At 65.8% G+C, this 11,529-nt stretch carries 10 protein-coding genes; 3 read left to right on the forward strand and 7 right to left on the reverse strand.

Translation table 11 applies throughout. The features are described 5' to 3' along the window. Positions 1 to 12 precede the first annotated feature (12 nt). The gene (gene adhP / locus N1F91_RS14750; RefSeq protein WP_289993159.1) at positions 13 to 1,035 is read left to right on the forward strand and encodes an alcohol dehydrogenase AdhP; all 1,023 of its coding nucleotides are present in this window, start codon (positions 13 to 15) and stop codon (positions 1,033 to 1,035) included. Positions 1,036 to 1,104: 69 nt separating this feature from the next. Here the strand turns inward: adhP and N1F91_RS14755 are convergent, their stop codons facing one another. Together N1F91_RS14755 and N1F91_RS14760 are read right to left on the reverse strand one after the other, a co-directional pair. Then, entirely contained in the window at positions 1,105 to 2,046 is a 942-nt protein-coding gene (locus N1F91_RS14755) for a dihydrodipicolinate synthase family protein (protein WP_289993137.1), read from the reverse strand. A 153-nt stretch (positions 2,047 to 2,199) separates the two neighbouring features. Next, positions 2,200 to 2,919: a GntR family transcriptional regulator gene (locus tag N1F91_RS14760; protein WP_289993138.1), complete on the reverse strand. Its 720-nt coding sequence runs from the start codon at positions 2,917 to 2,919 to the stop codon at positions 2,200 to 2,202. Positions 2,920 to 3,333: 414 nt separating this feature from the next. Here N1F91_RS14760 and N1F91_RS14765 point away from each other — a divergent pair, with 414 nt between their 5' ends. Beyond that, positions 3,334 to 4,320 carry a hypothetical protein gene (locus N1F91_RS14765; RefSeq protein ID WP_289993140.1) on the forward strand — a complete coding sequence of 329 codons (987 nt, stop codon included), beginning with the start codon at positions 3,334 to 3,336 and terminating at the stop codon, positions 4,318 to 4,320. Positions 4,321 to 4,504: 184 nt separating this feature from the next. On the opposite strand, the gene N1F91_RS14770 is transcribed toward N1F91_RS14765, so the two are convergent. Genes N1F91_RS14770 through N1F91_RS14785 form a run of 4 tightly spaced genes read right to left on the reverse strand, consistent with a single transcriptional unit; the run spans position 4,505 to position 10,510 of the window. After that, complete coding sequence (locus N1F91_RS14770; protein ID WP_289993142.1) at positions 4,505 to 5,674, reverse strand: hybrid sensor histidine kinase/response regulator; 1,170 nt, start codon at positions 5,672 to 5,674, stop codon at positions 4,505 to 4,507. Next, positions 5,671 to 6,243, reverse strand: a complete 573-nt coding sequence (locus tag N1F91_RS14775) for a chemotaxis protein CheB (protein WP_289993143.1) — start codon at positions 6,241 to 6,243, stop codon at positions 5,671 to 5,673. The genes N1F91_RS14770 and N1F91_RS14775 overlap by 4 nt, the downstream gene beginning before the upstream one ends. Then, positions 6,240 to 7,070, reverse strand: a complete 831-nt coding sequence (locus tag N1F91_RS14780) for a CheR family methyltransferase (RefSeq protein ID WP_289993144.1) — start codon at positions 7,068 to 7,070, stop codon at positions 6,240 to 6,242. Before N1F91_RS14780 ends, N1F91_RS14775 begins: the two co-directional genes overlap by 4 nt. After that, positions 7,070 to 10,510: a response regulator gene (locus tag N1F91_RS14785; RefSeq protein ID WP_289993145.1), complete on the reverse strand. Its 3,441-nt coding sequence runs from the start codon at positions 10,508 to 10,510 to the stop codon at positions 7,070 to 7,072. The genes N1F91_RS14780 and N1F91_RS14785 overlap by 1 nt, the downstream gene beginning before the upstream one ends. Positions 10,511 to 10,588: 78 nt before the next feature. On the opposite strand from N1F91_RS14785, the gene N1F91_RS14790 reads away from it, so the two are divergent. Next, a complete protein-coding gene (locus N1F91_RS14790) occupies positions 10,589 to 11,026 on the forward strand; it encodes a hypothetical protein (RefSeq protein WP_289993146.1) in 438 nt (145 codons plus the stop codon). Positions 11,027 to 11,165: 139 nt separating this feature from the next. Here N1F91_RS14790 and N1F91_RS14795 read toward each other — a convergent pair whose 3' ends face one another. Further along, positions 11,166 to 11,399: a DUF6429 family protein gene (locus tag N1F91_RS14795; RefSeq protein WP_289993147.1), complete on the reverse strand. Its 234-nt coding sequence runs from the start codon at positions 11,397 to 11,399 to the stop codon at positions 11,166 to 11,168. Positions 11,400 to 11,529: the final 130 nt, after the last annotated feature.

The raw sequence follows: 11,529 nt of genomic DNA on the forward strand, positions 1-11,529 counted from the left end.
TTGCACATGTCCCTGCCGAAGACCATGAAGGCCGCGGTCGTTCCCGCGCTTGGAAAGCCTCTGGAAATCCGTGAAGTCCCGGTGCCTATAATCGGCCCCGGTCAGATTCTCATCCGCGTGCGCGCCTCGGGCGTGTGCCACACCGACCTGCATGCGGCCGAGGGCGACTGGCCGGTCAAGCCGACCGCGCCTTTCATCCCGGGTCATGAGGGTGTGGGCGAGGTTGCCGCGCTGGGTGCGGGCGTCACGCATCTGAAGGAAGGCGACCGCGTCGGCGCGCCCTGGCTGCATACGGCCTGCGGCCGCTGCGAACATTGCGTCGGCGGCTGGGAAACGCTGTGCGAAGGCCAGCAGAACACCGGCTATTCGGTCGACGGCGGCTATGCCGAGTTCGTGCGGGCCGACGCCGATTTCGTCGGCCGCCTTCCCGACAGTCTCGACTGGGGTCCGGCCGCCCCCGTGCTCTGCGCCGGCGTCACCGTCTACAAGGGGCTGAAGGAGACCGAGGCCAAGCCGGGCCAGTGGGTGGCGATCTCGGGCATCGGCGGTCTCGGCCACATGGCGGTGCAATATGCCAAGGCGATGGGCCTGAAGGTGGTGGCGGTCGACATCGCCGAAGACAAGCTCGCCCTGGCGCGGGAACTCGGCGCCGACATGACGTTCAACGCCCTGACGCAGGACCCGGCGGTCGAACTGCAGAAGCTGATGGGCGGTGTGCATGCCGCGCTGGTGACGGCGGTGTCCAACAGCGCCTTCGCGCAGGCCGTCGGCATGCTGCGCCGCGGCGGCTTCATGTCGCTCGTCGGACTTCCACCCGGCAGCTTCCCGCTGCCGATCTTCGAGATCGTGCTGAAGCGCATCACCGTGCGCGGCTCGATCGTCGGCACGCGCAACGACCTCGCCGAGGCGCTCGCCTTTGCCGGCGACGGGCGCGTCGCCACGCATTTCAGCTGGGACAGGCTGGAAAACATCAACGCGATCTTCGACAGGATGCGCGCCGGCCAGATCGACGGGCGCATCGTGCTCGAGATCTGACCATCTCGCGTTCCAGGAAGACGGGCGCGACTTTGCGGCCGCGCTCTTCGTCGTCTGCTCCCGGCCGGCTCAGGCGATCGACCGGGTCCAGTCGGCATACCAGGCCCGGAAAAGCGCGTACTGCGCCTCGGCGTAGTTGCGCTGGGAATCCGTCAGCGCATCGGTCTCGTTGAAGTGCAGCGTGTATTCGGCGTCGCCGTTCAACACCATCAGATGCTTGTAGTAGAGGACGAGATCCGGACCCTCGTCGAAGGAGGACAGGACGGCCAGCGCCTGTTCCAGTTCCAGCGCCTGCGCGCGGGCGCGGGCATCGCCCCTGGCTGCCTTCCCGCAGAGCGAGACGAGGTGCAGCACCTCGCGCGGCAGGGCGTTGCCGATACCGGTGATGGCGCCCGTGGCACCGCAATTGACGTAGCCGTGAAAGACATTGGTGTCGACGCCGACCATCAGCGTGACGCCGTCGCCCCCGGAGGTGATGTTCTCGGCCGCGTAGCGCAGGTCGGCCGCGCCGCCGAACTCCTTGAAGCCGATCAGGTTCGGGTGCTCGGCGCGCAGCGCGAAGAACAGGTCGGCGCGGGTGGCGAAGCCGTAGTAAGGGCTGTTGTAGATCACCGCCGGCAGATCCGGCGCAGCGGAAAGCACTGCCTTGAAATGCGCCTTCTGGGCGGTCGCCGAACTGCCGCGCGACAGGACGCGCGGGATCACCATCAGTCCCTGCGCACCGACCCTGGCGGCATGCGCGGCATGGGCGGCGGCCTGACGGGTGTTGACGGCGCCCGTGCCGACGACGGTCGGGATGCCTGCTCCGACCAGCCGCGCCACGCCTTCCATGCGCTGCTCGTCGGTGAGCAGCGGCCAGTCTCCCATCGAGCCACAATAGACGACCGCCGACATGCCCGCCGCGATCAGCTCCCTGCCCTTGCGTACGAGAGCGTCGAAATCGGGCTGCCGGTCCGCGGTGCATGGCGTCATCAGGGCCGGAATGGTGCCGGTGAAGATGTTGCTCGTCATGGTCGTGTCTCCCGTCGGGTGCCGCCGGCGGAGCCTCCTGTGCGACAGTGCTCGGTGCGGGCGGTCTGAAACTGCGTCAGCGGATATCTACTGCAATCCACCCATCTTGTCGACAATGAATATACAGGATCGCCGAGGGCGTTGCCGAAGCGGTCAGAGCGACAGATCCGCGTTCAACCGGCGATCCTGCGAAATGTAAGCCTGGATCTGGCGGACGATCTGGTCGGCATGCGCCGTGGCGACCCGGTCGGCACGCGCGACGTCGCGGGCGTCGATGGCCGCCACCATCTCCTCGTGCTCGTCGAGAAAGGCGAGCGGCAGCGTTTCGTCGAACGATGAGTAATAGAAGCGGAGGAGACGGCGGCCCTCGTCGAGCAGCCGCTCGAACAGTTCCGAATAGTAGCCGTTGCGGCCCGCATGCGCGATCGCGGCGTGGAAATCGCGGTTCACCTCGATCATGGCCGAAACGTCGCGCGCGGCGAAGGCTCTGGCGTAGCCGGCCTGCAGCGCTCGGATCGTTTCAAGATCACCGTCTGTACGGTTCACCGCGGCGAGCCGCGTCGTCACGCGATACATCAGCGTCAGCGCGTCGAAGAACTGCGGCAGGTCGAGGATGTCGATGGGCGCCACGACGGTGCCCCGGTTGGGCAGCGTCACCACCAGCCCCTCGCCTGCGAGCTTGACCAGCGCCTCGCGGATCGGCGTGCGCGACATGCCGAAGCGCTCGGTCAGAGCGACCTCGTCGACTGCGCTGCCGGGCGGGAGCACCAGGTCGAGGATCTCCCGTTTCAGCGACCCGTAGACCATGGCAACGCCGCTCCCGCGCCGGGGCCTCGCGCCACCCGAAGCCGTCTCGTCGTCGTGCTGGTTCATTTCCATGTTCTTCGCCTGGATGCGATGCCGGTCGAGCGCGTCCGTACCAGAGCATCACGAACGGCGGAACCAGGCAGTCGCTCCCCGCGCCCGACCGCCGTCATGCGTCCCGCTCCGGCGGTCCGTCGAGCGAACCGAGGAATGGCCACGGCGGCGCCGCCTGGAGGGCTGTCGGAATGCCGGAGCCGTCGAAGGGTTCCGCTACGTCATCGCCTGCAAGCAACTGCCGGTACGCGAGATTGTTTCTTAAGTCGCCGTCAACCGCATTGCTGCATTTGGATTGACGAACAAATCGACTCTGCTTATCGCGCCAGCATTGAAAAGCCGATGACCGCGCTTTTCTTCTTTGTTCGGGAATATCCCGGCAATAATTCAATCTCGGGGACATGTATAACAATGCTGAGACAACTTTTGATGGCGATTGTCGCCCTATTGACGATGATGGCGCCCAGTATGGCCCAGGAGGCCAAGAAGGGAAGCTACACTCCGGTCGACACGCCTCCGGCCTCCGCCCAGCAGGTCGCCATCGGCTTCTATCCGGTGTCGGTCTACCAGCTCGACATGGCCAGCAACACCTACTACGTCGACACCTATGTCTGGATGCGCTGGACGGGCGACATCGATCCGACCGGCACCATCGAGTTCACCAACATGGTGGAGGAATGGGGCAAGCAGCAGGAGAACCTGCTTGAGGAGCCCAAGGTCATTGCCGATGGTTCCCGCTACCAGATCATGCGCGTCGAGGGGCGCTTCGTGCAACCCTTCTCGCTCGCCGACTATCCGCTGGACACGCAGAAGCTCAGCATCATGGTCGAGGACACGACCAATGGCGCCGACGCGGTCTCCTACGTGATCGACAAGGACAGCAGCGGGATCGGCGAGAGCCTGCAGATTCCCGGATGGAAGCTGAGCGGCTGGTCGGCCCAGACCTTCACCCATGATTACGGCACGCAGTTCGGCGAAGACGAGACACCGGCGGTCTACTCCGCCGCCCAGTTCAGCATGGAGATTTCACGGCCGCTGAGCTTCTTCTACTGGAAACTGCTGCTGCCCCTGTTCATCGTCTTCGGCGCGGCGCTGTCGGCCCTCCTCATCCGGCCGCAGGACCTCGACGTCCGTAGTGCCCTTCCCGCGGGTGCGCTGCTCACCACCATCTTCCTGCAGAAGAGCTACTCGGACGACCTTCCCGACCTCGGCTACCTGATCCTGATGGATAAGATCTATCTGGTGGTCTATGCCCTGATCGTGCTGACGCTGATCCGCGCCATCCTCGCCTACAAGGCGACCGCCGACGAAGGACTCGACGTCGTCAAGGCCGTGGCCGCAACGGACAGGAAGCTTCTCGGCCTGCTGATCCTGGTGTTCGTTGTCGCGGTCGCCGCGATCCTGATGCTGCGTTGACGCTGCACCGTCCCTCGGACTGCAGAATGGTCTTCGAATCTCGCGCGTAGAGACCGAAGCGATCTCGCGATGGTCCGGACGTCAGACCACGGCGCTCGTTCTCCACCGATCGAGCGCCGTAATTCATTTCCACCGGCCGGAACGCCGGTGGCGGCCGCTGGCGGCGCGGCGACCCGCTCCGGCTTCAGGTCTCCCCGTTCGGAACGGGTCGGTCGGAGCGCAGGTCGCGGGAGGCAGGCAAGGTGATCGTGAAGGTCGCCCCCTTGCCCGGACCGTCGCTCGCCGCAGACACGGTGCCGCCGTGAAGCTCGACCAGCTGCTTCACCAGTGACAGGCCGATGCCGAGCCCTCCGTGGGCATGCTGCAGATGGGCATCCACCTGGGCGAACAGGCGGAAGATCGACGCAGACGCCTCCGGCGACAGTCCAAGGCCGTCGTCGGCCACCGTCACGCTGACCGTCTCCCCCAGATCCTCAAGGCGCAACGCGATCTTCCCGCCGTCGGGCGTGTATTTGGCGGCGTTGTTCAGGAGGTTGGCGACGCATTGGGTCAGGCGGACCTGATCGGCAACGATGTCGACCGCATGGTCGGGCATCCGGACGGAGATATCGTGGCGCTTGGCTTCGACCGCCGGCCGCGCCATTTCCATGGCAGCGGTTACGGCTTGCCGGAGATCGAACGCGGCATTCCGCAGTTCGATCTTTCCCTGGGTGATGCGTGAAACGTCGAGCAGGTCGTCGACCAGACGGACGAGATGCGACATCTGCGCCTCCATCAGCCCGCCGATCCGGGCGGCCTTCGGCCCGTCGGGCTGGCGCAGGAGCATGTTGAGGCCGCCGTGGAGGGCTGCGAGCGGATTGCGCAGTTCGTGTGCCAGGATGGCCAGGAACTCGTCCTTGCGCTTGTCGGCAAGGCGCAACGCCTCCGCCTGCTCCCGCAGCACGTCGCGCTGCTCGGCGAGCTTCTGGCGCTGCCTGTAGAGTTCGAAGAAGACTTCGGTCTTGCTGCGCAGGACGTCCGGTTCGATCGGTTTCTGGATGAAGTCGACGGCGCCCGCCCCATAGCCCTGGAACCGCCGCTCCGAACTGTGGCTGCCCGCGGTGACGAAGATGATCGGAATGCGCCGGGTGCGCTCGTTGCCCCGGATGAGTTCGGCGAGTTCGAAGCCGCTCAGCCCCGGCATCTGGACGTCGATCAAGGCCAGCGCGACATCGTGGTCGAGGAGGAGTTCCAGGGCCTCGTCGCCGGATTTCGCCTTCAGCAGCAGCAGGTCCTCCCTCCGAAGCAAGGCTTCGAGCGAGAGGAGGTTCTCCGGGAGATCGTCCACGAGGAGGAATTTGACCGGGGCATTCATCGCGAAACACTCTGCAGATAGGAAACGATGCCGCCGGCCTTCAGGACGAGCGCGTCCGGACAGGCCTCGATTGCCGCCTCGGGCATCGCCCTGGCGTAAGCCTCGCGCGGATCCTGCACGATCGCGGTACCGCCCGCGGCGGCGATCGCCTTCAGACCCATGGCGCCGTCCTGATTGGCGCCCGTCAGGACGATGCCGGTCAACGCCTTGCCCCAGACCTCGGCCGCGCTTTCGAACGCGACGTCGATCGAGGGACGCGAAAACAGGACCTGATCCTCGTTGGACAGAGCGATGGTGTCGCGGTCCTCGATCAGCAGATGATAGTCCGGCGGCGCGAAATAGATGACACCGGCCTCCAGGGGCTCCTTGTCCTCCGCCTCGACCGCACGCAGACGGCATTTCGCGTCGAAGATGGCCGCGAGCACGCTGCGCTTGTCGGGCGGGACGTGCACGACCACGACGATCGGAAGCGGAAAGTCCGAGCCGAGCCGGGGCAGGATCAGCGACAGCGCGTCCAGCGCACCCGCGGACGCGCCGATGATCACGGCTCCCTCGCGCGGCCCGGTCATGCCCCGGTCCTCCGGTAGATCTTCTCCTCGCGAGCGAACTCGCGGAACGCATCGGCGTGGCTGGAGAAGCGGAGCGTTTCCTTGGCGCCGAGGCCGAGGAAGCCGTTGCGCGGCAGCGCCTCACTGAACAGACCGATGGCACGGTCCTGCAGGATGCGGTCGAAGTAGATCATGACATTGCGGCAGGAGACGAACTGCATCTCGCCGAAGACCTGGTCGGTCACCAGGCTGTGGTCGGAAAAGACCACGTTGCGGCGCAGGCTCCGGTCGAAAACGCAGCGGTCGTAGCCGCTGCGGTAATGATCCGACAAGGAGGTCTTGCCGCCCGCGTGCCGGTGGTTCTCGGTGAAAAGTCGGATCCGGTCGAGGCCGTAGACGCCCGCCTCCGCCTGCGCCAGGGCCTCCGGATTGATGTCGGTCGCGTAGAAGATCGTCCGCTCCTCCAGCCCTTCCTCGCGAAACAGGATGACGAAGGAATACAGTTCTTCGCCGCTGCTGCAGCCGGCGATCCAGATCTTCAGCGACGGATAGGTCCGCAGATGCGGCACCACCTTTTCGCGGATCGCCCGGAAATAGCCCGGATCGCGGAACATCTCGCTGACCTGCACGGTCAGGTAGCGAAGCAGCTTCGGCAGCATGTCCGGGTCGTGCAGGGCGCTCTCCTGCAGCGCCGAGATCGTCGCGAAGCCCAGCTGCTCGCGCGCCTGCCGCAGCCGCCGCCGGATCGACGACATGGCATAGTTGCGGAAGTCGTAGTGATACCGGTGATAGAGCGCCTCGAGCAGAAGCCTGATCTCGATGTCCTCGATGCGTTCGAACGTCTCCATCACCGCGGCATCCACACGCGCACGAGGGACAGGAGCTTCTCCACGTCGAGCGGCTTGGCCATGTAGTCGTTGGCGCCCGCCTCGATGCAGCGCTGCTGGTCGTCCGGCATCGCCTTCGCAGTCAGGACGATCACCGGCAGCTTCTTCCAGTCCGGATCGCTGCGGATGTGCCGGGTCGCGGTGAGGCCGTCCATCACGGGCATCATCACGTCCATGAGAACGAGGTCGATCCTGCCTTCCTGCGTCTCCCGCGACCGTTCGAGCCTGCGCAAAGCTTCCTCTCCGTTGCGGGCGATCTCGACGATGGCGCCGCGCGGTTCGAGAATGTTGGTGAGCGCATAGACGTTGCGCACGTCGTCCTCGACGACGAGGATCCGGCGCCCCTCGATGAGGGCGTCGCGATGCCTGGCCTTGCGGATCATCTTCTGCTGTTCGTCCGGGAGTTCCGACACGACCTGGTGGAGGAACAGCGTCACTTCGTCGAGCAGCCGCTCCGGCGATTTCGCGCCCTTGATGATGATGGACCTGGAGTAGCGCCGCAGCTTCTGCTCCTCCTCGGCCGACAGGACGCGGCCGGTATAGACGATGACCGGCGGAATCGGATGGGCGCCGTCGCGGCTGATCGTTTCCAGGAGCGAATAGCCCGAGGCGTCCGGGAGCGACAGGTCGAGCACCATGCAGTCGAAGACCTGGTCCTTCAGGAGCGCCAGGCACTCTGCTGCGGTTCCAGCCCCCACCGTCTCGACGTCGTGCGAGCCGATCAGCCGGGCGACCGCCTCGCGCTGGATCTCGTTGTCCTCCACGATCAGGACGCGGCGCACATTCTGCGAAATCCTGGCTTCCAGCGAGGTCAGAACCTCGACCAGCTGCTCCCTGCGCACGGGCTTGAGGGCATAGCCGATCGCGCCGAGCGACAGCGCCCTGTCGGCATGGTCGTCGGCGGAGACGATATGAACGGGAATGTGACGCGTGCGGACGTCGCGCTTCAGGCGATCGAGAACCGACAGCCCGGACTGGTCCGGGAGGCCGACGTCGAGGACGATCGCGCTCGGCATGAAACGGCGCGCCAGTTCGAGCGCCTCCTGCGCGGTGCCGGCGACGAGGGCGTCGAACTTCAGTTCGCGGGCGAGATCCCGCAGGATCGTCGCGAAGGTCCGGTCATCCTCGATGATCAGAAGCTTGCGGCCCTGGTCGGACACCCGCATCCGGTCGTCCTCGACGATGCGCGCCTCCTCGGACACGGCGCCGACGGCGGTCGGCGCTTCCGGGACTGGCACGGGCGCCGGCGTACCCTGTAGCGCCACGGGTCCATGCGCGGCCGGGCGGGCCGGATCATGGGCTTCCGGGATCACCACGGTGAAGGTGCTGCCTTCGCCGGCCCGGCTCTCGAGGTGGATCGCGCCGCCGAGCAGCCGGACCAGTTCGCGCGAGATCGACAGTCCCAGTCCCGTCCCGCCGAACCGGCGGCTGATGGTGCTGTCGGCCTGGTGGAACGCTTCGAAGATGCGCCGCTGCTGGTCCTCGGCGATGCCGATGCCGGTGTCGGTGACCGCTATGGCGAGCCGGCGGTCCGCCAGCGGCCGCACAGAAACGCTGACGCCGCCCGTCTCGGTGAACTTGATCGCGTTGGCGATGAGGTTCTTGAGAACCTGTTCCAGCCGCATCGGATCGGTCTCGATCACGGGCGGGGCGTCGGCTGCGACGTCGACCGCGAAGGCCAGCCCCTTTCCCTCAGCCAGCGGATCGAACAGCTGCCGCAGCGAAGCCGCGGTGCGTTCGAGCGACACCGGTTCGGGCCTGATCTCGACATGCCCGGCTTCGATCTTGGACAGGTCGAGAATGTCGTTGATGAGGTTCAGGAGGTCGTTGCCCGACGACTGAATCGTCTGGGCGAACTTGACCTGCTCCGGGGTCAGGTTCTCCTCGGCATTGTCGGCAAGCAGCTTCGCCAGGATGAGGGACGAGTTCAGCGGGGTGCGCAGTTCATGCGACATGTTGGCCAGGAAGTCCGACTTGTAGCGGCTCGCCTGCTCGACCTCCCGCGCCTTGGCCTGGATGGCGCCGTTGGCCGACTCCAGATCGTCCCGCTGCCGTTCCAGCTCCTGTGCCTGCTCCTCCAGCTGCGCGTTGGTCTGCTCCAGCTCGACCTGCTGCTGCTCCAGGCGAGCCTGCGATTCCTTAAGCGCCCGCCCCTGCTCCTCGAGTTCCTCGTTGGAGACGCGCAGTTCCTCGCCCTGGACCTGCATTTCCTCTGCCTGGCGCTGCGTTTCGCGCAGCAGGGTCTCCAGCCGCGTCCGGAACTCCGCCGACCGGAACGCGGTGGCGATGGTGGACGAGGACTGTTCGAGGAGGTCCAGCACGTGATCCGGGACCGGGTTCAGGAAGCCCAGCTCGAGAATTGCCTTCACCTCGCCGTCGACCAGAGCGGGGGCGAGCGCCAGATGCTGCGGCGCAGTCTGACCCAGGCTTGATCCGAAGGTGAAATAGCCCTCCGGCACGCGCCCGACGGCGATCGGCTTGTGATCGGTCAGCACGTGACCGAACAGGCCGTCATTGCGTCCGACGCGATCGGGCAGGCTCGCACCGGCCGGAACGCCGAAGGTGGCCGCCAGCGCGAAACCGGCGTCCCGCTCGACGTAGACGGCGCCTGCGACAGCCCCGAGGCGGTCGGTGAGGTAGCGCAGCACACGCTCGCCGATCTCCTGCATCGCCCGCTCGCCGATCACGACGTCACCCAGCCCGACCTGCGCATCCTGCATCCACTGCTCGCGACGCCGGGCCAGGCTCGACCGGCGCATCAGCCCGCCGACCAGCAGCGTCAGCACGATCCCCAGGACGCCGGAGAGAATACTGGTCGCAAAAGCGATGACGTAGGCCCGCTCCATGGCCCCGATGCGATTGCCCCGCGTTTCCGTCTCCGCGTCGCGGATGTTAGAGATCAGCGCGCGGATGGCATCCATGACGGCCCGCCCTCGGTCCGAGCGAACGGCCGCGACCGCCGCCGCCTGGCCCTGCGTCCGGTAGATCTCGATCGTCTCGTCGAGTTCGCGGAATTTCGACGCGACATGCCCCTTCAGCTCCGCGAAACGCCGCAATTGCGGGCCGTCCGATGCGATCAGCGTCTCGACGGAGGCGGTGCGGTTCGGCAGTTGCGCCACGGACCTGTAGTAGGGCTCCAGATAGCGTTCGTCTCCGGTCAGGAGATAGCCGCGCTGTCCGGTCTCGGCGTCCTGGACTTCCGAGAGCAGGATGTCGAGGCCGACGATGACCTGGTGGGTCTGCACGACCGCCTGGTTGCTCTCGCGCAGAAGCCTGGTCGTGTAGACGGCGACGATCGTGGTCACGAGAAAGAAGACGATCGCGACGGCGAGGCTCGTCGCGACGAGCGCGTCGAGGCCGAGAGCCCCCTTGCCGCTCAGGGCCTTGCCTTTTCTGTGCATGAAGAATGACGGCTTTCTCTGGTGGCTGGATCGGCGACCGGCAACGGCGGGCGCCTCCCGGGCCTGAGGACACGGAAGGTGCCGGGCGTGAACGCGCCGGTGCCGAAACGGTTCCATCGCGCGCGCAAGATTTTTCTGTGCGGCGCAACACCTCGCCATCAGGGCGTGTCTGCTATCGCTCGAGAGCCGGCACGGTGCATCGACGCGCTCTTCAACATCGCGCCAGCCCCGGCAACCCTGCGGCCGCGCGGCTTGCCACGGGCAGGAGAGGAGAAAATCGCTGCTGGCCGAGAGGGAGGACGAGCTGCGGCAGGAGCGGACCTGAGGCTGACGATCCTCTCCGGTGAACATGCCCGCCAACGACATGCACTCGTCCTGACCGCATTCGCCCTTTTCGTCGCCAACGGCAGATATCGCGTGACCATGGATGCCGCGCGAAGAGCGTTGCGCGAGGTGGCTGCGGCAGGCAGGACGGGTCAGCAGGCTCGGTCGGCAAATCCGACGGGGCTGCCGTGATGCTCACGCTCGTCATGAGCGCCCTAAGCGCGTTCGATCAAGGGACGTGGATCACTGGGTGTTCCTGTCGGCATACCGACCCGCCGCTCTCCCGCCTCAGGGAACCGCCACCATGCGCGTTGAAGCACGACGGAGGCAGCTATCGCCGGTGCCGCGTGAACAAGGCCTGAAACAACTCCTCCGACCGTCGCAGACCTTCGTCCGTCAACACCAACGACTTCGACTTGTTGACCGGATCTCTGATCAGGCCCTTCTTGTGAAGCCGATCCGTCGTCGCCCAGTCGAAGCCCTTCCAGGCGTACCGCTCGTCATGCAGCGTCAACCAAAGAAGCGCCAACACCGTATCGTCGATCTTGTCTTCATCGATATCCATGCGGCGATACTAGCCCGTCTTATTCACGACGGCGTGTTCGCAAGGCTGGCGGATGTAGCATAAGCGGTTGATTTGGCGTAGGATTCGGTTGCTTAGGCCAATCCTGCCGACAACATCGCGCGAGCCACAC

Origin of the sequence: Aquibium sp. ELW1220, from assembly GCF_030398385.1 — a bacterium.
In the GTDB taxonomy this organism is placed as follows: domain Bacteria; phylum Pseudomonadota; class Alphaproteobacteria; order Rhizobiales; family Rhizobiaceae; genus Aquibium.